The sequence below is a fragment of the Paenibacillus sp. FSL P2-0136 genome (genome assembly GCF_037975325.1).
In the GTDB taxonomy this organism is placed as follows: Bacteria; Bacillota; Bacilli; order Paenibacillales; family Paenibacillaceae; genus Paenibacillus_AQ; species Paenibacillus_AQ silagei.
Genome location: NZ_CP150244.1, coordinates 2,265,844 through 2,288,766, shown reverse-complemented (window position 1 = coordinate 2,288,766; position 22,923 = coordinate 2,265,844). Strand labels below are relative to the sequence as shown.

The following is a 22,923-nucleotide window of genomic DNA, read 5'->3' as shown; positions in this document are numbered from 1 at the left end:
GCGGGTCATGTGGAAATGTAGCAACTCGGGGGTTTGTCCCTATTCAGTTCGCCGCTGCAATGCTCTCATCCTACAGAGTAGATACTTGCCATACTACCGGCGTCCGGCTGATCTGCTCGCCCAGCCAGTCCCGGGCAATCCGCTGGAAGATTTCCGCATCTCCGCTGCAGAAGAACTGGTGAATCGGACTCTCATCCCCGCGCGCCAGCTGGCCTTTATCGTAGAGGATGGTGCTGATCTCCCGCGCCGTCTCATCCGCCGAGCTGATCAGCTTGACGCCGGGTCCCATCACCCTGCCGATCGGCTCCACCAGGAACGGATAATGGGTGCAGCCGAGAATCAGCGTATCGATCGGCTCGTACTTGATGCCGTTCAGTGATTCGGCCACCGCCAGATGGCTCTCCTCCGAGCGGAATAACCCCTGCTCTACGTAGGGCACAAGCGCCGGGCAGGCTTGGCTGACCACCTGAACAAAGGGAGACAACTGCTTCAGCGCCGCCGTATAAGCACCGCTTGTAATCGTGCCGATGGTCCCGATCACGCCGACCTGTCCGCTCTTGGATGCGCTGATGGCGGCGCGGGCACCGGGGTGAATGACTCCGATCACAGGAATGGCTACCTTGGCGGAGATATAATCAAGCGCTGCTGCCGTTGCTGTATTGCAAGCAATGACGATCATTTTAGGATTAAATTGAATTAAATAGTCCACGATTTGTTCAGTGAACAATTTCACTTCCTCAGTGGAACGGGGTCCGTACGGGGCTCTTGCCGTGTCGCCGAAATAGATGATTTTCTCCCGGGGGAGCTGTCGCATCACTTCCTTGACTACGGTCAATCCTCCTACGCCTGAGTCTAATATTGCTATTGCCTGCTGCACGAACACACCGCATCCTTTAACTCGTTTTGTGTAGCTTATGTAAGGCTGGAATAATGTGTACCAGGATTTCAGCCCCAATTGCAGATATTACCCCATTTGCCGGTTCAGTTCAAGTAGGGAAGATAGCGGAGCCATAATGCAGACCCACCCGAAGCATGCCGCCACACGCAAAAGCCGCCTCCCGCCTGTGCAGCGGAAAACGGCTCCATATCTTTTATATCAAGCTTAGGACAGCTTCCCTGCGGTTTTGCCATCCTCGATAGCTTCCGCTACAGCAGCATCTGTACCGGTCACAGCTTCGATCTCAGCCTCCACCACTGCCGCTTCTTCAGCAGCCTCATATGCAGCCACCTCGTCACGCACAGCTTCCACTGCATCGGTAACTTCCACAGCCTGCTCCGCAATGCCGCTTACAGTAGCTACATCTGCTTCTTCCACCGCATCCTTGACGGATTTGCTCCATTCCTTGACTTCGCTTACCACCGAGACTACAGCTTCTTTGGCCTTACCGTAGATCTCTGTGGTTTTCTCGCCGGCCTGGCCGGCAATAACCTGAACCTTATCCACAGCTTCCGTTGTGCCTTCGGCAATATCCTTGCGCAGCTCCTTACCCGGCTTAGGGGCGAACAGCAGCGCTGTCACCGATCCCACAATACTGCCGGCGAGTACGCCCCAGAGCAAGCTTTTGTTATCTTTTTTCATCATCAATCTCTCCTTTGGATTCTAAGTGCCTCTGCCCGGCCACCCGGGCGATCGCCTATTTCTGCTATATCATAAGCATAGAGAGGATGTCCTGTGACTGTTCAGCCCTTGATTTCGGAAGTTTTCTGCTCAGGGTTCGGCGTGATTGCATACCGGCAGCATTGGCCGCCTTCCGCCATACACTCACTGCGTGTCACCTTCGCTTCCAGCAGCTCCTCGAACAAATGCTGCTCGCACTGGCAGGCCTTGCGGTACTGGGTAGCCACCTGACGAATGGGACAATTATACTCCCTCAGTGTGTATGAGCCGTCCTCTTCCTTGCTCCACTCCGCCATATAGCCCCCGGCATTCTGAATGGTTGACAGCTCCGCCACCCGCTCCTCCAGATCACGGCTCTGCATCACCCTACTGTACTGGGCAAGCATCCGCCGCTTGCGGCCTTCAAACAGTATATTGACCGCATCCGCCCCGCTCCCGTGGTCCAGCTCCCGCAGCAGCTCCAGCGCCAGATTGTGATAGCTTTTGGGAAAATGATCCTCCGCCCGCTCGGTAAGCGAATATACATGCATCGGACGTCCCATGGCCTGGCGCACAACCTTGGTCTTGGCAAGCGACTCCTGCTCCAGCTGAAGCACATGGCGGCGGACACCCATCTCGGTAATTCCCAATTCCTCGGCAAGAGCGCTGATCGTCAGCGGACCTCTCATCTTCAGCAGCGTCATAATCATCCGCCGGGTAGAACCGCTCTCCTGACCCTTCTTCGCCATAAAGGACCTCCTTTCTGTCTGTATGCACACAGCCCCGGCTCAGCTAACCCGTGACCCCGCTGCCCAGCTCCTGATCCAGATACCTGCGCACCTCGCAGGCGAACTTCTCCAGAATATCCGGCAGCGTCCGGGTCATGGGGTGCAGCTCTCTGCGTTCCCATACGAAATAATCCTGAACCAGCGGCTTACGCAAGGCTACAAGCGAAGTCAGATCCTCGTAGATCCCGCTGTCTCCCAGCACCTTTTCCTCATGGATAATAGATATAATATCCTCGTAGCTTCCGGCATCACGCATAATGAACCCGTCAATCAGACAGCTGCCCACATCCGTCACGACTTCAACGGCCAGATGTAAGCACCGTTCCTGCACCAGACCCAGCAGCGTACTGCCGTCCCAGGAAGAAGCTGCATGTGCTAGACCTTCATTAAGATCAGGGATCTGTTCAAGAATAACTTCTATTTGCTTCCGGTTGACATAATACACAGCTGACCCTCCACCCTGCGGTATTTAGTGACCTTCCTTAACATGAACTGCCGTTATTTCCCCCGCCTGCCCCGGCGCTTCAGCCAGAACACCATCACGACACACGCCGCCATAAAAACAATCAGATACGTCAATGCTTCCATCGGATACTCAAGCTCACGCATTCCGCTCACCGCTTTCCGTGCTTAATGGGTTCCAGCCTTGCAAGTCGTGCAGTCTCAGATCTCGTAATCGACCGCTACCGACAGCTCCTTGACCTCGTTGATATGGGCAATGACTTCCTTGTGAGCCGGGTGCACCTGATACGCCTGCAGATCCTCCATCGAGGCAACAACCGTGACCAGGGCGATATCGAACGAACGCTCCGAGTGAATCAGATCGGCCCCGACTTCAATGGACAGCAGCTGCGGAATTCTTCCTTCCATATTACGGAGGACTGCAACAGTCTCTGCGACCTTGTCCGGGGACCGGTCCTTTAATTTGAAGAAAACAATATGCTTGATCATCTATCCCGCTCCCAGCCTGATTAATGTGAAATTGATTACTCAAAATATATCATAAACTGCAGCATTACTGAAACAATCTTGGTTCATGACCAAAACAGGAGCTTTGCACTCTGGACGAATGCCGTGATGAAATGGTAAAGTCATAACAGCTAAACTAGATGATCCGTCACTTCATTAAATCAGTACACCCGGAGGTATTATGGCTAAAAATCAGCAAGAAACACATAAAATTCAGGCCTGGTCTCTGATCAACCGCAAATATCTTGGACAAGGCGTACGGGTCAAAAGATTTCGCCGCCCCAAACGCAGCCAGATCCGCAACCGCGTTCTGCTGGCCATCCTGATGGCCAAGGACATGAAGCTCTCCCGTCTCGCAGAAGAGCTCTCCGTCTCCTCACGCAGCGTAAGCGCATGGGTATATGAAGGACGCATTCCCTCCAGAACCAATCTGGACAAGGTCTGCCGCCATTTAGGCTATCCGCCCCATATCCTGTTCAATGAAGCTCTTCTGCGGCAAAGTCCGATTGTGTGCCAGCCGACCCCATCCCGTTTCATGAAAAGAACGCTCGCCCATTCACCGCAGCATAACGCGATTCTGACCGGACTCTGCATGGTGTATGATTTCTCGGTAACCGATGTCAGCATCTGGATCGGCGTCCATCCCGGCACCTTCCGCAAGTGGCTGCACCACTGCCATCTGCCTACCCTGGCCCTGCAGGAGAAGGCCGAGAATTTCTTCCGCATTCCGCGGCATATCCTGTTCGCCGACTGCGAGCTGCATTAACCTTCATTAATAGGAAGCCGCAGGAAGAAGTGGGAGCACGCACAGCATCAGGTTCACAGTAGGGTCCTTCTCGCCGCAGGGAGGGGCCATGTTGACGTTACTTTCGCAGATGGCAGTTACCGTTTGAGCGCAAGGATCGTTCTTAGTATGTATTCATGAGTCCCGCCCTGCGGGTTCTGCAACGACTCGGTAAATGAACCTGTCTCCAGAATCTCCGTCCCGGCAAAATGCTCCCGCAAATCGGCATCGCTGAAGAAGTGGGCATATTTATCCTCTTTATATTCAAAGGTGCCCGGCTCCAGCTCTCTCCCGCAGCCGTTATTGGGATCTTCGTCGGAGAAGCTGGTGAAGTAAAGCAGCCCTCCAGTCCTAACCTGACTGAGACTGGCCTCAATCAGCCTGCGGCGGTCCCCGGCGAGGAATAAATGCAGAACATCATAGCAGTATACGGCATCCACAGGCTGCCCAAGCTGACGCTCCAGCGCCGAGCCTGCAATAAAGCTAGTTCCCGGGTCCCATGCTGCGCCCAGCTCCAGCGCCGGCTCACTTAATTCTATGCCGTATACTGTAAAATCAGCAGAGAACACCTTGGTATGCCGCCCATACCCGGCACCCGGAACGAGTACAGTGGATACTCCTGCCTCCTGGAATTTCCGCTTCGCCCATTCTGCCGACGGGCTTGGCTCACTGCCCCAGATCATTCCCTCCTGCGCAAATCTCTTACTCCAATACCCGGTCATGCAGCTCCTTCTTTCCTGTTCAGATTATATATCTATATAGCTGTTCCCTCTTCTCTATCATAGTCCACTCTGCCAGATCCGGCAAAGTCTATGAACACAGCAAAACGGCTGGCTCCTGTAGACCAGAGAGATCAGCCGTCTTAACGTTATAGCATCTATGAAGTTAACAGCCTACCAGCTGGACTTGGTAACTCCCGGAATTTGTCCCTTGTGCGCCAGCTCCCGGAAGACGATCCGGGATATCTTGAATGTACTCAAATAGCCGCGCGGTCTGCCGGACACGCTGCATCTGTTTTTTTGACGGGTGGCTGAGGAATCCCGGGGCAGCTTCTGCAGTGCCATCACATCGCCCGCCGCCTTCAGCTCTCTGCGTTTGTCAGCGTACTTCGCCACCAGCTCCTGCCGCTTCTGTTCCTTTACAACCTTTGACTTCTTAGCCACTATAGATCAGCTCCTTCGTTCTTATTCGTTCAACGCCTGAATTAGCGCTTCAAGATTCTGCCGCATCAGACTCAGATAATCGAGATTACGGGCAGCGTCTTCCTCTGTTAATCCTTCGATTGGGTTCAGCACGGCGGTCTTGGCTCCTATTTCCTGGGCAATAGTATCGGCGACACTGGAGGAGACCAAGGTCTCGAAAAAGATCGTAGTCACCTTATTCGCCTTGGCGAACTCCACGATCTTGGCCATCTGTGCAGCAGACGGCTCCTGCTCGGGCGACAACCCGGCAATCGGCACCTGAGTCAAGCCATATTGCTGTGCCAGATAACCAAAGGCGGCATGCTGGGTAATAAAGTCCTTACGCTTCGTGTTCTGAAGCCCGGCTCTGAAATCCTGATCCAGCTTCTCCAGCTTGGCGATGTAAGCATCGCTGTTAGCGTGGAAGGCGGCTGCATTCCCTGGAAAAGCTGCGGAGAGTGCTGCTTCAATGGTGCGGACCTCCTTGATAGCCATCACCGGGTCCAGCCATACATGAGGATCAAGCCCGCCGTGGTCATGGTCATGGTCATGGTCTGCTTCACTGACAGCTGTATCATTATGGGAATGGTCGTGACCGCTTCCTTCAGTTGCGGACTCATCATGTTGATGGTCATGGCCGTGATCGTGGTCTGCTTCAGCCGCAGCTTCCTCTTCATGGCTGTGTTCGTGTTCATGTTCGTGTTCGTGCTCTGTTCCTTCAATAATCTGGAGTCCTTTACTCGCCTCTATCGTAATCAGATCACTTCCGGCAGCACCGTCCACAATCTGCTGCGCCCAGCCCTCCATGCCTGCGCCATTATAGACAAGCACATCTGCATCCGAAATATTAGCCATATCCTTTGCAGTCGGTTCCCAGTCATGCGGCTCGACTCCGGGCGGGACCAGCACCTCCACATTGGCAAGGTCTCCGGTAATGCTTTTCGTGAATTCGTACATCGGGTAAAAGCTAACCTTAATGTTCAATTTATCCCCTGCGGGTACAGATGAAGCTTCGGCCGCAGCCGATGGTGAAGCCGCCGGACTGCTGGTTGAAGCGGCTTTCGTCGCAGTGTTGTTGCCGCAGCCGGAGATCAATAGCATGGCGGTCAGGGACAAGGCGGCAAGCTGACGGATTCTGAATGTGGACTGTGCGCTCGAATTGGATATTGCTATGGATTTGAATTTCAACATATGTTGTGAGACCCCTTTTCTTCATTGGCTTGAGATGAATACTGGCTGCGGCTGCGCAGCCTGATCAGCTTCTGTACTGCAATGGCTATCAGCAGAAATACCAGCAGAATGAGTGCAATCGTGCCTCCTGGAGGCGTGTTGATATAGTAGGAGGCTGTAAGCCCGCTGAACACACCGGTCAGCCCCACACTGACGGAGATCATTATGGCTGCCGTGAAGCCCGATGCAATCCGCAGCGCTATAGAAGCGGGCAGCACAATCAGAGCGGATACGAGCAGCACACCCACCACCGGCATAGCTGCGGCAACGGTCATGCCGGTTAGGACGGCGAACGAGAAGGACAACCACCCGGTACGGACACCGCTGATAGCGGCCGTCTCTTCGTCGAAGGTTAGGCTGTACAATGGGCGGCGCAGAATGATGAAATAGAGAAGACCGGCTGCAGCCACCAAGGCGATCAGTTTAAGCTGAGTATCACTTACGGCAACGATGGAGCCGAACAGATAGGAGCTGAAGCTCTTGGTCAGATTCTGCTTCAGGCTCATCAGCACGACGGCCAGCGCCAGGCCGGAAGTCATAATAATAGCAACCGGAAGCTCGCTGTATGTACGGTAAGAGCGGCGCAGCTGTTCAATAATCAGCCCTCCTGCTATAGCTACAGCGAAGCCGCTCAGAGCAGGATTCCATCCCAGTACGGAACCCAGTGCTACTCCGGCAAGGGAGACATGAGACAGCGTATCGGCCATCAGCACCTGCCTGCGCAGCATCAGGTAGACTCCCAGCAAGGGTCCGATCAGCCCGATCAGGCCTCCTGCCCAAAATGCGCGTTGCATGAATTCGTAACCAAGCATGACCAGCCCTCCTGCTCCTTGCGTTCCAGCGTAATCACGGTATCCAGATAGGAACTCGTCTCTTCCAGGCCGTGTGTAACCATGATGACGGTCCGGCCATGCCGGCTGACATAATGCCGCATCAGCTCATAGAACCCGGTGCGGCTGGCAGCATCCATCCCCGTTACCGGCTCATCCAGCACCAGCACCTGCGGCTGCTGCGCCAGCGCGCGGGCGATGCAGATCCGCTGCTTCTGCCCGCCGGACAGCTCGCCGATTCTCCGGTTACGGTACTCCCACATCTCCACCTGCCGCAGGCTGCTCTCGACAAGCGCTTCCTGTTCCTTAGTGAAGCGGCGGAACAATCCCAGCCCTGAATAACAGCCGGAACGGACCAGCTCAATCACCTTGCTCGGAAATCCGGCATTGAAGGAGGCTACCTGCTGCGGCACATACCCGACCGTAAGCTTGCCTCCTCCGGTAATTTCCCGGTTCAGAGTAACCGTTCCGCTCCAGGGCTTCAGCAGGCCCAACATCAGCTTGAGCAGCGTGGTCTTCGCTGCCCCGTTCGGTCCGGTAATTCCAATGAACTGTCCAGCCTCCAGATCCAGCGACAAGCGGTCAATGACCGGCTCATCCCCGTAACCGAACACCACATCCCTGATGGATGACAAAATCATCGCTCCTCCCCCTTTCTATTCGGCCCGCTGTGGCGTGCCGTAATGATTCCGTGCCTGATTCCGTGCCTGATTCCGTGCGTGATCCCGTGCGTGATCCTATGGCTGCTGCCGTAGTTACTGCTCCGTCTGCTGTTGGGCACTTATTAATTTGGACCAAGCATGTTCCACGGATTAAACAAACTAAGTATTGATTATTATTCGTAATATTTACGATTATGTTTCAACTTCATTGATATTATCGTAATCATTACGATTTGTAAACCCAAAACAACAAATTAATCGTAATCACACTGATTAACCTTATTCGGGCCAAGCCAGCGTGCGACAAAACATCGAAATTCAAGCCATTGGGATCGCACCGACTCTGTCTATGTCCACCCGTGCCAGCATGAATGCCCCACTTACCCCCGCAATACACAAGGTGTTCGGTTTTCCGCATACATTCAGCCCACTAGCCCTCGCACCAGCACAATGTGTTCGCTTTTTCGCCTACATCCGTTCTACTAGCCCCTCGCACTACACAATGTGTTCGGTTTTCCGCCTACATTCGTTCTACTAGCCCCTCGCACTACACAATGTGTTCGCTTTTTCACATACATTCGGCCCACTAGCCCTCGCAATACACAATGTGTTCGGTTTTCCGCCTACATTTGACCCACCAGCCGACGCAATACACAATGTGTTCGGTTTTCCGCCTACATTCGCACTTGCCTCACGTGCCTTCGTAGCGCCTAATCCCTATACAGCACAAAGCCGGAATCCGCAGAAAGGATTCCGGCTTTCCAGACTATCATTTACAGAAGAAGTTATTCCTGCCCCGCCGCAAGCAGCTCCTCGACGTGCCAAGGAAGCGGGTTGTTGAATGTTGTCCAGTCCTGCCTCATCTCCTCTGCGGTCAGCAGGCAGCGGTCCAGGCGGGCTTCTATATCCTCTCGGTTCATCTGAACTCCGATGAAGACGATCTCATTCAGCCGGTCTCCCCACTGCTCGTCCCACTTCGCCAGCACATCAGCTTCCGCAGCCAGCACCTCCTGCTGCTGCTCCTCCGGCAGGGTAGCCAGCCAATAACCGGCGGGACCGAACTGGATCGACGGCCCTGCCTGGCTGATGGTCGCTGCCAGATCACCACTGGCGGCCAGCCAGACTAATCCCTTCGCCCGGACGACCTCGGATGGCCAGTTACTGAAGAAGAAGCTCAGCCGCTGCGGATGGAACGGCGTTCTCCGGCGGTAGACGAAGGAGGTGATGCCGTATTCCTCAGTCTCCGGTGTGTGTTCCTCTTTGGCAAGCTCTGCAATCCAGCCGGACGACTGGCTGGTCTGTTCGAAATCGAATAATCCCGTATTCAGAATCTCGGATAGCTCCACTTGTGCGTTCACCGTACGGATGATCTTGGCCCGCGGCTGAAGTCTGCGCAGAACCGCCTCCAGCTTGTTCAGCTCTGCTTCCTCCACCAGATCGCACTTGTTGAGCAGCAGCACATCACAGGTCTCAATCTGATCGATCAGCAGATCGACGATATCCCGGAAGTCGCCTTCGCCCGCCGTCATATTGCGGTCCAGCAGACTGTCGCCCGAGGCGAAATCCTGCCAGAAGCGGTTGGCATCGACCACCGTAACCATCGTGTCCAGCCGGGCCAGCTCCGTCAGATCGATATCCAGCTCCGGGTTCGGGTAAGTGAAGGTCTGGGCCACCGGGACCGGCTCGCTGATCCCGGAGGATTCGATCAGAATGTAATCGAAGCGCCCCTCCGAGGCAAGATGATTCACTTCACGCAGCAGGTCATCGCGGAGGGTGCAGCAGATGCAGCCATTGGACATCTCGACCAGCTTCTCCTCGGTGCGGGAGAGGCTGCTGCCGGATTTCACCAGATTCGCATCCACATTCACTTCACTCATATCATTGACGATAACAGCTACCTTCAGGCCTTCACGGTTATGCAAAATATGATTGAGCAGTGTAGTCTTGCCGGAGCCAAGATATCCGCTTAGCACTGTTACAGGAATTTTATCCATTGTATTCTCCTTGTAGATTATATTTTCAAAAAGGCATTCTGTTCGTAGCGAACCACCAGAGATAAGTGTATTCTGTGCAACTAAAAACAGTGAAACGGAAGGCTTTCCTCTTCTAACTGTATTCTGTACAACTAGATTAGCCCAAATGGGCGAAAATCCAGGTATAGAGGCATTTTAATTGCACGAACTACAGTTAAACAGAGATTCGGCGGCACATCCGGCGATTTAGTTGTACAGACTGCAATCAAGCCTCCCCCTTGCACTCTAATCGGGGCAATGCAAACCCTCAGCCAGCGATGAGTTAAAGTGATTTCCGCAGCTTAGCGGGTCTCCCGGTGCAGTGTGACACGCTTCAGGCGCGGGCAATATTTTCTCATCTCCAGGCGTTCCGGTGTCGTTCTTTTATTCTTTGTGGTGGTATAGTTGCGGTCGCCCGTCTCCGTACAGGCCAAAGTAACGATTACTCTCATTTCAATCAAGCTCCCTTCTGTTTAATCGTAATTATTACGATTTACACATTCTACACGCTCCCGCCCTCCGCTGTCAACAGCTGTCCAGGAACATTTGGGCTCTCTTAGATTAGTGTTCTTTCCTGAATAAGCTTGACGTATAGATGGAATTACAAGCGGAAGCGGCTTGGCCGCCTTCTTATGGGGACGGTACTATTGGAGCGGGAGAGTGAGCCATGAAGATACCTGTGATTATATTAAGCGGATTTCTGGGGAGCGGAAAGACAACCCTGCTGCTGAGTCTGCTGAAGGAGAGCAAGCGGAGAGGGCTGAACCCGGGCGTAATCATGAATGAGCTGGGCGCAAAAGATGTGGACGGCTATATCCTTCAGGAGAGTACCGGCACAAGTGTGGAAAAGCTGCTGGACGGCTGCATCTGCTGCAGCCGCAAGGAGGAGCTGCCGCGCAGCCTGACCGCCCTGCTGGTACGCCGCCCGGATATCATCTACATCGAGCTTACAGGGGTAGCTGACCCGGACGAGATCGCGAAGTCGCTGCTGGCGCCGGCGCTGGCAGACCGGCTGCAGCTGCACCACGCCATTACGCTGCTGGATGCCGAGAATGCGCTGGAATACAGCAGCCGCTTCTCGTCCGACAAGCAGCTCGTCCGCACCCTGCGTAAGCAGATCACCACCGCTGATCTCATCATCGTCAACAAAAGCGATCTGGTAGAACCGGAGACCCTCTGGAAGATCGAGAAGATGGTCTACAAGCAAAATTCGGAATCCGAGATTGTCTTCACCCACTACAGCCAGATTAATCTCGCCCCGCTGCTGACAGGCATCGCCGCCCGCGGATTTAAGGGCTCTGCTCCCCGGCGCGGCCCCGGCAATATCAGCGGCACCGCCCTCCAGCGCATGAACACGGGCAGCAGCAGCACCGGCAGCGCAACGGCAGTACATGAGCCTGAATCCGGGGCGGACGGCTCTTTTTCCCAAGTGGCAGCAGTGACGTTAACCGTTCCCCCCGCATGGACCGGGAGCCTCCGCCAGGAGGAGCTGGAGCATTTTTTGCGGCAATGGGGCTACAGTCTGCTCCGGGCCAAGGGCCATGTGCGGCTTGCAGGCCGGGATTCCGTGCAGCTGGTGCAGCTTGCAGGTAACCGTATCTCCTGGGAGGCTTCAAGTTACCCGGGCCAGCCTTATATCGTCTGCATTGGCCTGAATCTGGATGAGAAGGCGATCAGCCGCAGCTGGGCGGCGTTATTCAGCTAAGAACCCTGTGTGGGAAGGAGCCGATGAACCCTTGACAACCCTTACGCCGTTTAAAATATTGCCGCTGCTCTTTTCCGCCGCTTTTCTGCTCACAGCGGGCAGTCTGTGGCTGCCCGGACATCTAAGCCTGCTGGACAACGGCTATGTCGACACGTTCAAAACCGCATTCCTCGGCATTCTGCTGGAGGCCTTGCCGTTTGTCCTGCTGGGCGCGCTGCTCTCCTCCCTGCTTCGCGTCTTCGTGCCGGACGAGCTGATCTCACGCTGGATTCCACGCCGCGCGGTTCCGGCGATTCTCTTCGGCTGCCTGCTCGGGATCCTCTTCCCCGTCTGTGAATGCGGAATGATTCCGCTGGTCCGCCGCCTCATGCATAAGGGGATGCCGCTCTACGTGGCCATCGTGTTCATTCTGTCCGGCCCGATCCTCAACCCGGTCGTCTACGGGGCCACCCTGACAGCCTTCCGCTCCCATCCGGAGCTGGCCTACACCCGGATGGGACTGGCTTTTGCCGTAGCGGCATGCATTGGCCTGATTATCTACGGAACCGTCCGCAGATCGCCGCTGCGCTTGTCCATCCGCCGGGAGGGCAGCGAAGAGCAGCATGGCACACTGCGCGGGGGCCGGGCGGCGGCGGTCCTGGTGCATACGTCGGATGAATTTTTTGAGATGGGCAAATTCCTGATCATCGGCTGTCTGCTAACTGCGGGAATCCAGACCTTCATGAATCAGAGCAGCCTGTCCGCCATTGGAGACCGTCCGCTCGGCTCCTACGTGTTCATGATGGGACTGGCCTTCGCACTCTCGCTCTGCTCCACCTCTGACGCCTTCGTTGCGTCCACCTTCCTGCATACCTTCCCGTCCGGGGCGCTGCTCGCCTTCATGGTGCTGGGACCGATGCTCGATTTCAAGAACGCCCTGATGCTACTCTCGCTGTTCAAGACCAGATTCGCCCTGTACCTGTTCTTCCTCATTGCCGCGGCCGTCTTCACCGGCTCCGTGCTGGCTTCATTCTGGCTGTAGCTGCCCTGAAATTCCGAATATCTGAAGGAGGATCTGCATGAATAGCTCCGGAAGCATCCGGTTTCACTATGTACTCAGGGCGGTTATTCTGCTCGCCTTCGCCCTCTATATCGGACATCTGGTCCAGCAGGACGCCCTCCATTATTATGTTGCTCCTAAGCTGGCCCGCTGGATCCGGTTATGCCCGGTTCCGCTCTCCCTGATGGCGCTCAGCCTCGGGCTCCAAGCTGTGCTTGGCCGAAGCTCCGCCCTCTGTGACTGCGAGCACCGCCTGCCCCGCTCACTCCTGGGCAGCTCTGCGCTGTACAGCCTGTTCCTGCTCCCGTTGTTGCTAGGCTTCCTGCTGCCCGACCGGGCACTCGGCAGTGCCGCAGCGGCCAAGAAGGGCCTTGCCCTGTCTTACACTGCCGTTGAGTCTGGCACCGGTGCTAGCTTCACAGCGGCCAACCCCTATGAGGCCGAATTTGCAGAGCTGGCAGGACAGCTCTACAGGCAGCCCGTCATCCCTGTATTCCCTGAGATTTTCTCGGAAACGCTGGGTGCCCTTAATCTGTACAAATCACAGTTCGAGGGTAAGGAAATCTCTGTATCCGGCTTCCTGTACCGTGAGCCGCAGGGGTCCGGTCGATCCGGCTACGCAGTCAGCCGCTTCCTGGTCCAATGCTGTACGGCAGATGCCACCCCCTTCGGCATTCTTCTTGCACCGGGTACACAAATAAGCCTGCCCGCCGATACCTGGATTGAGGTTCGGGGCAAGCTTCATGTGACGCTCCATGAGGGAGTGGAGACTCTGCAGATCGCTCCGCAGAGTATAACAGCAGTGGCAGCACCGTCCACACCTTATGTGTACACGAATGCCGATGCCGCAGCGGCATGGAAAGCGCTGCAGCCATGACTAGATGACCGCGTCCAGCGCATCGTCATCCTCCAGCGAAGACTCCGGGTTCGAGATTTCCACCAGGAGACGGGCCGGAATGCAGATAATCTGCTGCTTCGGCCGGGAGATGAATCCCATGTCCAGCGCAATGGTCAGCGGAGCATCCGAATAGGTCATCTGAATACCATAATCGTATACCTTCAGCGTGTTATGACCATATCGGGTGCGGATATCAATAATCTGCTCTTCCTTGGTCAGCTGTACAGTCTTGTAGGCTTTGCCGTTCACGGTGATTACGGCCTCCAGCTCCCCCTGCTTATACGGATGATTGTGGTTAGAGAACCACTTGTAGCCGTAGATGGAACCGGCGGCCAGCAATACAATGAGAATCAGCAGGAAATCTCCGCGCTTCATCGTTTTCACTCTATTGACCCTTTCGCTTGCCATTATTTATTCGTAATATTTACGATTTATATAATAATAATGCAGACAAGGGAAAGCTGTCAACGTGAATAGCGCTTGCTTTGCCTGCCGGTTATCCGGCTTTTCACATTACAGAACTATCTGCGGATGCTGCCGGACCATTCCCTCAGCACTCTGTCCAGCTCATCTCCACGGATCGGCTTGGGAATAAAGTCCTGCATTCCTGCCCGGAGGCACATCTCTTTATCTTCCTTACGTGCAAAGGCAGTGGCGGCAATAATCACCGGGGACAGCCCCAGCGCCTCGCGGATCTGCCGGGTGGCTTCAATCCCGTCCATGCCCGGCATCTGAATATCCATGAACACCAGATCATAATGCCGGGACCGTACAGCTTCTACCGCCTGCTCCCCGTTCACTGCCAGGTCAGAGGTGTAGCCGCGCTTTTTGAGAAAAGTCTGCAGGATCTGCTGATTCACCGGATGATCCTCCGCGATAAGAATGGACAACGGCCCGTATTGACCCTCGGGATAATCCAGATTGAAAACACCACCCTTATACTCCTGAGTGGCAGCAACTCCTGCCAGCAGCGCTTGGCCCTGCTCCTCCACCGAATACATCACGCCGATGGTGAAGTAGAACTCCGAGCCTTCTCCTTCGACGCTGTTCACACCGATGGCGCCATCCAGCAGCTCCACCAGCTTCTTGCTGATCGCCAGACCCAGTCCCGTCCCGCCGTACTTGCGGTTGATCGATGGGTCCAGCTGGGAAAAGGACTGGAATAACAGGTTCTGGCTGCCCTGCGGAATGCCTATACCGGTATCGGTTACCGAGAACCTCAGAATCAGCGAGCCTGGCTCCCCGGCAGCCTCCAGCTTCACGCAGACGCTGACCTCGCCTTCTTCCGTGAACTTGACCGCATTGCCGACGAGGTTCACCAGCACCTGCCTCAGCCTGGTTTCGTCGGTGATGACAACAGCCGGAAGATCGGGCTCAATATGGCTGCGCAGAACCAGCCCTTTCTCCTGGATACGCGGATAGAATAGCTCACAGACGTTCTGAACGACCTGCCGGATATCGACCGGCTGCAGATCCAGCGTCATCATGCCGGATTCAATTTTGCTGAAATCCAGCACCTCGTTGAGAATATGTACCAGCGCGGCACCGCTTTTATTGATAATTTGGGTGTAATATTGCTGTTCCTCCGTAAGCTCTGTTCCCGACAGGAGATCGGCCATCCCGATAATTCCATTCATCGGCGTACGCAGCTCGTGGCTCATAATCGCCAGGAACTCCGACTTGGCCCGGTCAGCCTTCTCCGCAGATTCCTTGGCACGCTCCACAGCCTTCTCCTCGGTGATATCCCGGAAGACCACCACCGCCCCCTTATGCTCTCCGTTATCATATAATGCCGTCATCCGGTATTTGACCAGGAAGCTGGAGCCATCCTGACGCCAGAAGATCCCTTCCTGCTCCTGCTCATAAGAGAGGTTGGTCTTCAGCAGCTCCGCCAGCGTCCGGTGTCCTCCGGGATACAGCTCGCCGTCCATCCAGGTCTGCGCTATCGTATGCAGCTTGATATTGCCGGCCAGCTCACCCGGGTTATATCCGAGCATGACCGACGCAGCGGGGTTGATAAATACAGTCTCCCCCTCCAGATTCATGCCAAAAATCCCCTCAGACACTGAGTTCAGGATCAGCGCATGCTCGTAGCTAAGCTTCTCAATCTGCTCCAGATACCGCTTAGGCTCTGTAATATCACTGGTAATGGCGAATACACCGACGACCTCATGATCAATCAGCATAGGGACATAAATCATCCCTACCTCCACCCTCTCCCCGTCATGACGGATCACCCGGGTGTCGAAGGTCTGGGCCATGCCGCCGGCTGCCGCCAGAAACCGCATATTCACATGCTCCAGCTCATCCTCTTCAATAATCTCACAGTAACTGGAATGCATCAGGGTCTCCCTGCTGTATCCTGTCAGCTGCTCCAGACTGGCATTCATCGACTGTATGTACCCCTGCAGATCCATGGCACTGATGGCAGACGGGTTGTATTCGAAAAGCGACTTGTACCGGTTCTCACTCTCACGGAGCTGCTCCTCCATCCGCTGGCGCTCGGTCACATCCTGCACCATACCGCGGATCAGCTGAACCTTACCGGTTGCATCCAGGATCACCTCCCAGTGCGCATAGAGAGACTTACGTTCCTCGCTGCCCTTCACTCTGAAAATCGCCTCGCCCTTAGCCCCGGACTTCAGCGTATAATGCAGCTCTTCGCGCAATCTGTCCAGGTCCTCCGGCACTACACAGTCAAACAGCTGAGTATAATGAACCACGGTATGATTTCCGCAATTGCCGCCTAATTCAAAGATAGCCATCAGCTGGCTGGAGACGATCAGCTGATCATATACGGAATTCCACTCCCAGGAGCCCATTTGTCCTAACTCCTGCGCAGCAGCCAGCATATCTTCAACCTTCTTCCGCTCGGTGATGTCATGGGCAATCGTCAGGATCTGCCGCACTTCGCCTTCACGATTCCGCACCACCTGGAAGGAGCTCTGGGTCCAAAGATAATGGCCGTCCTTATGCCTGACCCTGCGTGTAAAGGTGTCACTGTCAGAGTAGAGCTTGCCCGGCCCGGTCATTTCCAGCGCATCCGCTTCATGGTAATAATCCGTTTTGTTGCGGCCGATCATGTCACTTGCCGGGTAGCCGAGCAGCGTTTCGACTGACGGGGAGACGTAGCGCAGCGTTCCGTCGGGATCGGCGAATGAGATCATGTCCGGGGTGTGCTCCGTAATCAGCTCGAAGAGCTGGCGATCCTCCTCTATCTTCTTCTCCGCCAGCTTGCGCGCGGTAATATCCGTCATCTCCGCAACCAAATGGGAGGGACTTCCAGTCTGTTCATCAATGATCAGAAAAAGATGCAGGGCAACCCAGAGCATCTCACCATTCTTATGTACGAACCGCTTGTCGGTATCTACAGCCATATCAGGACTGTTTATTAAAGCATTCATAATCTGCCCGTGATCCAGGGTATACCCTTCATCCGGAAAGACGATATCCTGGTAACGCAGCTCCTTGAGTTCGGTCTCGGTGTATCCAAACATCCCGCAAAGCGCAGGGTTGGCCATGAGCATAGTACCATCCGTAATGGCTACTGCCGCATATCCTATTGAGGACCGCAAGTACAAGTGCTTAAATAGAGTGTCGGACAAAGCTAGAGCCTCCTCTGAGAAAATGGGGGACATAATTTAGTAACATTATACCTTTTTTTCGGAAATTATGCTCCAGACCTAAAGTCCCGCTAATGAAGATACACAGGGCAAGCTTGCCGCTGGAAACGTGCATATCAACATACAAAAAAAACCGCCCTGGTCACTTTCATGACATCAAGGCGGTGGTTATAGGTTAGTCCAGTCTCCTGAATTCGTTACTTGGCCCTTCTGGGAATTCTCACCACCACTGTTGTGCCCTGACCGATTTCGCTGTGGATCGTGATCCCGTACGCCTCGCCAAAATAAATCCGGATTCTCTCCTGGGCGTTGAACAGTCCATACGATTTGGATTGCCTGCTTAATACCGTATCCATCGTCTCCTGAGTCATTCCCGGACCGTTGTCTTCAATGCCAAACACAATCGTATCTTCCTCGAAGCAAGCCCGCAGGCTGATTCTGCCGCGCCCCTCCCGCTTGTTGTCCACGCCGTGCTCAATCGCATTCTCAACAATAGGCTGCATAATCAGCTTAATCATGTGATAGCCCAGCACCTCCGGGTCCACCTCGTAGACTACATCGAAGCTGTGGTCATGCATAATCAGCTGCAGATCAATATAAGATTTCGTATTCTCCAGTTCATCATGAACGCTGATGACATCCTGCCCCCTGTTCAGGGTCGTCCGGTAAAATTTGGAGAGGGTTGTGGTGATTTTACTGATGTCATACGCTTTAATGCTTATAGCCTTCCAGTTGATCAGCGACAGGGAGTTATAGAGGAAATGCGGATTGATCTGGGCCTGAAGCGCTTTCAGCTCCGCGTCCTTCTGCACAACCTTGCTGCGGTAGACTTCATTGAACAGCTCATTCAGACTTTGCAGCATATCCTTGAACCGCGAGGTCAGCTCGCCGATCTCGTCATTGGAATCGACCACAATATCCACATGCAGGTCCCCACGGGTCACCCTTTTCATCGTGCGGTTCAGACGGTAGATCCTTCTCACGAATGCATTCGACAACAGCCAGACCGCAGGCACCAGAATCAGCAGGCAAATCCCAACCGTGAGCATGGTGGCGCGGAGAATCGTCTTGGCATCGACACCGATCGAGTTCTTGGGCATATAAAAGACAAGCTTCCAGCCCGTCACGCCCAGCGTCTGGGAGATGACGATGAAATCGCTCGCGCGCTCTTCCGCTGCCTTAGCCGATTCAAAGGACGGCAGCCCGTTGTGATAGTCATACACAGGCTCTCCCGCTCCATTCTCGACCAGGACGCCGTACTCACCGGAGACCACATTGGTCAGACCCGCAAACATATCCTTGCTGTCAAAGCCTAAGTAGATCAGGTTGTCATACTGCGTTCCCGAGCCGCCCACCATTCTCCGCACTGCGGACAAGGCCGTACCCTCCTTGATCCAATGCGTCTGGCCGCTGGCCATCGCCGCTTCATACCAGGGCTTCCCGGATACGGTGCTAATCGGCAGAATTGTATTCTTCCGTTCCGTGATGTTGTTCCCTGTATACACCGTCAGCTGGCGGATCTCTTCGTTCAGGAACAGAAGCGTATTGAACAGCGGCTCCACGATGGTGTTCAGATCATTGTACATATAATAATAATTGTCCGAGTAATCATTGTTGAAGACGGACACTACACTGGAGTTAAAGGTGAACGAGTCCAACGCGGCATTGAGCTTGCCGAATTTATAATCCAGATTGGCGGCGATCTCCGACACATTGTCGGTTAAGGTCAGCCGGGCCTGCTGAACGAGCAGACTCCTGGATTGATCATACGAATACCAGCCAAGCACACTGAGCGGAATAATGATAACGAGTAAATAAGAGACAAACAGCTTATGCTTAATTCTTAAATTCCTGATGAACCGGCCTGGGCGCTCCAGATCTACCCCTCCTGTCTTAAGCCTCTTGTTCTTATAACGTAGCATTGCCCCCGGCAAATAACAATCTGTAAAAGCGGCGGCCCGCCGCATGAGCCCTGCCCCGAAACAACAAAGGGGTGTCCCCAGCCGTTTCCGGCTTACGGGACACCCGCTTACATGCAGTTTACGCTTACTCTTTGACGGCACCGAGCACGATTCCGCTGACGAAATACCGCTGCAGAAACGGATAGATCAGCATAATCGGAATCATCGAGACCATCACCTTGGCCGCATTGAGCAGCTGGCTCGACATATTCGACAGACGCTTGATCTCTTCCGGATCGGTGGTGTTCATGATCGAATTCACGCTGATAATCAATTGCTGGATATACGTTTGCAGCGGCCAGTTCTCCTTGTGGTTCATCAGGATCATCCCGTCAAAAAACGCATTCCAGTGGCCGACGACCGAGAACAGGGTGACTGTTGCGAGTGAGGGCAGGGAGATAGGGAGATAAATCGTCACCAGCGTTCTCCACGCCCCCGCCCCATCCATCCCGGCAGCCTCCTCCAGCTCCTTCGGAACACCTTTGAAGAAGTTCATGAGCAGAATCACATTAAATACCGGAACGGAGGTAGGCAGCACAAGCGCCCAGATGGAATCGAGCAGCCCGTACGTATTGATCGTCATATACCACGGGATCAGCCCGCCGTTGAACAGCATACAGAAGATAACGAACCACATATAGATATTTCTGCCCGGAAAATGTTTGTTCGATTTCGATAAAGGATAGGCCATCAGCACCGTAACCAGCAGGTTGATGGCTCCTCCGAGCAGCACTCTTTTCACAGATACGCCAAAGGAAGTGAAGAAGCTCCGGTCACTGATGACCGACTTATAGGCTTCCAGATTGAAGTCAACCGGCCAGAAGAAGACCTGACCCGACATGGCCGCCACCTTGCCGCTGAACGAAATAGCCAAGGTATTCAGTACGGGGGCCAAGGAGAGAAAAGCAATCACGGTTAGAATACAATAAATCACAATATCAACAGTCCGGCTGGTTCCACGGATCACAGCAAATCACCTCTGTCAGAAAATACGGTAGTTGGCAAACCGGGCAGCCAGACCATAGGAAGCGGCAATCAGCACAAAGCTTACGACCGATTTGAGCAGGCCTACCGCTGTTGCCAGTCCATACTGGATTTCAAGCAATCCTGAACGGTATACATAAGTATCAATGATATCCCCCGACTCATAGACAATCGGATTATACAGGTTGAGAATCTGCTCGAAGCCCGCATTCAGCACATTGCCGAGGCTTAAGGTCGCCAGCAGAATCACCGTGGTCATCAGACCCGGAATCGTAATATTGGTTAACCGCTGGAACCGGTTTGCTCCGTCAATGGCGGCTGCTTCATACAGATTGGTGTTAATGGAAGTCAGGGCAGCGATATAGATGATCGTATTGAAGCCGAATTCCTTCCATACATCGCTCGATACGATCACAAAGCGGAACCAGTGATTGCTCTGAAGGAACATAATCGGATCGCCGCCGAACCACTGGATCATCTGATTGATAATGCCGTCCAGACTGAGCAGGTTAATCAGCACCCCTGAGAGAATGACCCAGGACATGAAATGGGGCAGGTACACAATCGTTTGGATGGTACGCTTGAATTTAATATTCGCTACTTCATGGAACAGCAGTGCAAATACAAAGGGAACGGTCAATCCGGCAATGATTTTCATCAGTGCAATGCTCAGGGTGTTTCCGAGAATCAGCCTGCTGTCCGGCAGGCTGAACATATACTCAAAATTCTCCCAGCCCACCCATTCCGAGTGGAAGATGCCCAGCGTAGGCTGAAAGTCCTGAAAGGCAATCACGATTCCGAACATCGGAACTACACTGAATGCTATGAGCAGCAATATGCCGGGGAGCAGCATCAGGTGGTAATTCCAGATAGAAGCTCTGCTTCTCATGGTGACTCAACTGCCTCGGCCACCTCTTTGGTGATTTCTTCCCCTCCGATGCTCTTCCAGGTCTCCACGAACTTGTCGAATTCTTCAAGGGGAGAAGTGCCGGTAATGATTTTCAAAAAGGTCTCGTTTTCGAGTTTTTCCAGATTGGCTCCCTTTTTAAGCATCGCTTCCGTCTTGCCGTAGAACACAGGCTCCACCTTCACAATTTCTTTCGCTCCGGTGATGGAGGCGGCAGTATAGAAGGCTAGTGAATCGGCATAAGCGGGAATATCCTGTTTCGGATTCTCATTATTCTTCAAGACCGCCTTGACTCTTGGCAGGATGCGGGCCGGCAGACCGTCCAGATTCTTATCCTTAATCACCTTCTCATAGATTGGAACATCGCGTGCCAGGGAATCCTGATAATCCAGCTGCACATTAATCGGATAATTGAGCCAGCCTACACCCAGATCCTTATACAGCTCCTGCGATGCCGGATCAATCAGGCGGATGCCTTCATACTCCACGCTGAGCATTTTCAAGGCAGCTTCGGGGTGCTCCGCCTTCTTGTTCACCACCATGAAGGTTCCCGATGGAGTGGATGGTACGATATTCCGTTTGCCGTCCCCGTCCAGCGGCACAGCCAGCGGCACCCAATCCGCTTCCGGGTTGGCCTTCACCGCATCAGACAACGCCCAGCCTCCGAACCAGGGGGCAAACAGGATACCGGCACGTCCGCCTGATACCAGCCCGGCATTATCCTCGTATTTCCGGGTCAAGAACTCTTTGTCAATCAACCCGTCCGCATACATCTCTCTCAGCTCAGAGAGCGCCTGCTTGGTCTCTGGAGTCGTGGAGCCGTAGATGATGTTTCCTCCCTCATCCTTGAACCAATTCTTCGGATAGGCATGATTGGCATTGAAGACCGGATCGAAGGTGAAGAAGCCGCCGTCTGCGACCACACTTTTATCGCCAAGCAGACCAACGGTATCCGCTTTCCCGTTACCATCAGGGTCCTGCTCTTTGAACGCCTTAATCACAGTCTTAACTTCATCCATGGTACGGGGCGTCTCAAGCTTCAGCTTGTTCAGCCAGTCCTGGCGTATCCACAGGAGCTGATAATTGCCGTCGATGTTGGTATTGGGCAGCGCCATCAGCTTGCCGTCGATTCTTCCGGTGTTCAGCACCCGGTCTCCTGTGTAGGAATTGTAATAATCTTTAATCAGCGGCGAGGCATATTGATCGTATAATTCGGTCAGATCGGCCAGCATACCCGCTTTGGCCATTCTCTTGAACTGCTGCTCATCCACCACCAGAATGTCCGGCAGGGAATTGCTCGAGATCGCCAGGGTAACCTTCTGGTTATACGCATCCTGGTCCTCCACCGAGAAATCGTATTTCACCTTTACGTTCAGGCGGTCCTCGACATATTTCAGATACTTGTTATTCTCCAGCGTATCTCCTGCCGGCAGGTTATTCCCAGATACGCCCTGTCTCCCCAGAGACACGGTAACAGGTTCTTCATATTTGCTGAAGGGTCCATCGTCCTCCTTGGCGGTGGCGGATGGTTCATTGCCTCCGGCATTCGTGGACTCACTGCCGGCGGGCGCAGCAACCTTCTCTTCCTTTGGACTGCTGCCGCAAGCCGCCAGCACTCCCAGCACCATTACCATGGACAGCAGCAAGGCCATAACACGAATTTTCTTCAATCTCATAGATGCCCCTCCCAAACTTTGTTATAAAACGCTTTCATGCTTACAGGTAAATTGTAAATTAGCCTGGAAGGGAGCGA

Annotated in this window: 22 protein-coding genes; 4 read left to right on the top strand and 18 right to left on the bottom strand. The window is 54.0% G+C overall.

The window, feature by feature from the left end; genetic code table 11:
* Positions 1-70: 70 nt before the first annotated feature.
* The 5 genes from racE to NYE26_RS09430 all read right to left on the bottom strand — a co-directional run bounded on the left by racE (position 71) and on the right by NYE26_RS09430 (position 3,336).
* On the bottom strand, positions 71-877 hold the full coding sequence (racE, locus tag NYE26_RS09450) for a glutamate racemase (RefSeq protein ID WP_036725271.1): 807 nt from the start codon (positions 875-877) through the stop codon (positions 71-73).
* A gap of 225 nt (positions 878-1,102) precedes the next feature.
* Positions 1,103-1,582 (bottom strand): YtxH domain-containing protein, encoded by a 480-nt coding sequence (locus tag NYE26_RS09445; RefSeq protein ID WP_081751142.1) that lies wholly within the window; start codon positions 1,580-1,582, stop codon positions 1,103-1,105.
* 98 nt (positions 1,583-1,680) lie between these two features.
* Positions 1,681-2,346, bottom strand: coding sequence for a metalloregulator ArsR/SmtB family transcription factor (locus NYE26_RS09440; RefSeq protein WP_339255319.1), 666 nt, complete (start codon positions 2,344-2,346; stop codon positions 1,681-1,683).
* A gap of 43 nt (positions 2,347-2,389) precedes the next feature.
* Complete coding sequence (locus NYE26_RS09435) at positions 2,390-2,830, bottom strand: HepT-like ribonuclease domain-containing protein (protein WP_036725274.1); 441 nt, start codon at positions 2,828-2,830, stop codon at positions 2,390-2,392.
* A 218-nt stretch (positions 2,831-3,048) separates the two neighbouring features.
* Positions 3,049-3,336: a Dabb family protein gene (locus NYE26_RS09430; protein WP_036702274.1), complete on the bottom strand. Its 288-nt coding sequence runs from the start codon at positions 3,334-3,336 to the stop codon at positions 3,049-3,051.
* 199 nt (positions 3,337-3,535) lie between these two features.
* Between NYE26_RS09430 and NYE26_RS09425 the strand changes: the two genes are divergently transcribed.
* Positions 3,536-4,120 carry a helix-turn-helix transcriptional regulator gene (locus tag NYE26_RS09425; RefSeq protein ID WP_036702276.1) on the top strand — a complete coding sequence of 195 codons (585 nt, stop codon included), beginning with the start codon at positions 3,536-3,538 and terminating at the stop codon, positions 4,118-4,120.
* A 116-nt stretch (positions 4,121-4,236) separates the two neighbouring features.
* On the opposite strand, the gene NYE26_RS09420 is transcribed toward NYE26_RS09425, so the two are convergent.
* The 7 genes from NYE26_RS09420 to rpmG form a co-directional block, all read right to left on the bottom strand.
* Positions 4,237-4,860 carry a class I SAM-dependent methyltransferase gene (locus tag NYE26_RS09420; protein ID WP_339255316.1) on the bottom strand — a complete coding sequence of 208 codons (624 nt, stop codon included), beginning with the start codon at positions 4,858-4,860 and terminating at the stop codon, positions 4,237-4,239.
* Between the two features lie 171 nt (positions 4,861-5,031).
* A complete protein-coding gene (gene rpsN / locus NYE26_RS09415) occupies positions 5,032-5,301 on the bottom strand; it encodes a 30S ribosomal protein S14 (protein WP_076078385.1) in 270 nt (89 codons plus the stop codon).
* 21 nt (positions 5,302-5,322) lie between these two features.
* Positions 5,323-6,510, bottom strand: coding sequence for a metal ABC transporter substrate-binding protein (locus tag NYE26_RS09410; protein WP_339255314.1), 1,188 nt, complete (start codon positions 6,508-6,510; stop codon positions 5,323-5,325).
* The gene (locus NYE26_RS09405) at positions 6,504-7,367 is read right to left on the bottom strand and encodes a metal ABC transporter permease (RefSeq protein ID WP_339257416.1); all 864 of its coding nucleotides are present in this window, start codon (positions 7,365-7,367) and stop codon (positions 6,504-6,506) included. The genes NYE26_RS09410 and NYE26_RS09405 overlap by 7 nt, the downstream gene beginning before the upstream one ends.
* A complete protein-coding gene (locus NYE26_RS09400; protein ID WP_339255312.1) occupies positions 7,313-8,020 on the bottom strand; it encodes a metal ABC transporter ATP-binding protein in 708 nt (235 codons plus the stop codon). The genes NYE26_RS09405 and NYE26_RS09400 overlap by 55 nt, the downstream gene beginning before the upstream one ends.
* Positions 8,021-8,826: 806 nt before the next feature.
* Positions 8,827-10,035 carry a GTP-binding protein gene (locus NYE26_RS09395; protein WP_339255310.1) on the bottom strand — a complete coding sequence of 403 codons (1,209 nt, stop codon included), beginning with the start codon at positions 10,033-10,035 and terminating at the stop codon, positions 8,827-8,829.
* 320 nt (positions 10,036-10,355) lie between these two features.
* Positions 10,356-10,505: a 50S ribosomal protein L33 gene (rpmG, locus tag NYE26_RS09390; RefSeq protein ID WP_036725285.1), complete on the bottom strand. Its 150-nt coding sequence runs from the start codon at positions 10,503-10,505 to the stop codon at positions 10,356-10,358.
* 215 nt (positions 10,506-10,720) lie between these two features.
* On the opposite strand from rpmG, the gene NYE26_RS09385 reads away from it, so the two are divergent.
* From NYE26_RS09385 to NYE26_RS09375, 3 genes are read left to right on the top strand one after another with little or no spacing between them, the layout of a single operon-like run.
* Positions 10,721-11,758 carry a GTP-binding protein gene (locus NYE26_RS09385; protein ID WP_339255307.1) on the top strand — a complete coding sequence of 346 codons (1,038 nt, stop codon included), beginning with the start codon at positions 10,721-10,723 and terminating at the stop codon, positions 11,756-11,758.
* A gap of 31 nt (positions 11,759-11,789) precedes the next feature.
* On the top strand, positions 11,790-12,779 hold the full coding sequence (locus tag NYE26_RS09380; protein WP_339255305.1) for a permease: 990 nt from the start codon (positions 11,790-11,792) through the stop codon (positions 12,777-12,779).
* A 37-nt stretch (positions 12,780-12,816) separates the two neighbouring features.
* Positions 12,817-13,674 (top strand): TIGR03943 family protein, encoded by an 858-nt coding sequence (locus tag NYE26_RS09375; protein WP_339255303.1) that lies wholly within the window; start codon positions 12,817-12,819, stop codon positions 13,672-13,674.
* On the opposite strand, the gene NYE26_RS09370 is transcribed toward NYE26_RS09375, so the two are convergent.
* From NYE26_RS09370 to NYE26_RS09345, 6 genes are all read right to left on the bottom strand, one after another.
* Positions 13,675-14,070 carry a NusG domain II-containing protein gene (locus tag NYE26_RS09370; RefSeq protein ID WP_036725293.1) on the bottom strand — a complete coding sequence of 132 codons (396 nt, stop codon included), beginning with the start codon at positions 14,068-14,070 and terminating at the stop codon, positions 13,675-13,677. It lies immediately after the preceding gene.
* 146 nt (positions 14,071-14,216) lie between these two features.
* A complete protein-coding gene (locus NYE26_RS09365; RefSeq protein ID WP_339255302.1) occupies positions 14,217-17,300 on the bottom strand; it encodes a PAS domain S-box protein in 3,084 nt (1,027 codons plus the stop codon).
* Positions 17,301-17,515: 215 nt separating this feature from the next.
* Positions 17,516-19,240, bottom strand: coding sequence for a sensor histidine kinase (locus NYE26_RS09360; protein ID WP_339255300.1), 1,725 nt, complete (start codon positions 19,238-19,240; stop codon positions 17,516-17,518).
* 124 nt (positions 19,241-19,364) lie between these two features.
* Complete coding sequence (locus NYE26_RS09355) at positions 19,365-20,246, bottom strand: carbohydrate ABC transporter permease (protein WP_339255298.1); 882 nt, start codon at positions 20,244-20,246, stop codon at positions 19,365-19,367.
* Positions 20,247-20,261: 15 nt separating this feature from the next.
* The gene (locus NYE26_RS09350) at positions 20,262-21,152 is read right to left on the bottom strand and encodes an ABC transporter permease subunit (protein WP_036725300.1); all 891 of its coding nucleotides are present in this window, start codon (positions 21,150-21,152) and stop codon (positions 20,262-20,264) included.
* On the bottom strand, positions 21,149-22,846 hold the full coding sequence (locus NYE26_RS09345; RefSeq protein ID WP_339255295.1) for an extracellular solute-binding protein: 1,698 nt from the start codon (positions 22,844-22,846) through the stop codon (positions 21,149-21,151). The genes NYE26_RS09350 and NYE26_RS09345 overlap by 4 nt, the downstream gene beginning before the upstream one ends.
* Positions 22,847-22,923: the final 77 nt, after the last annotated feature.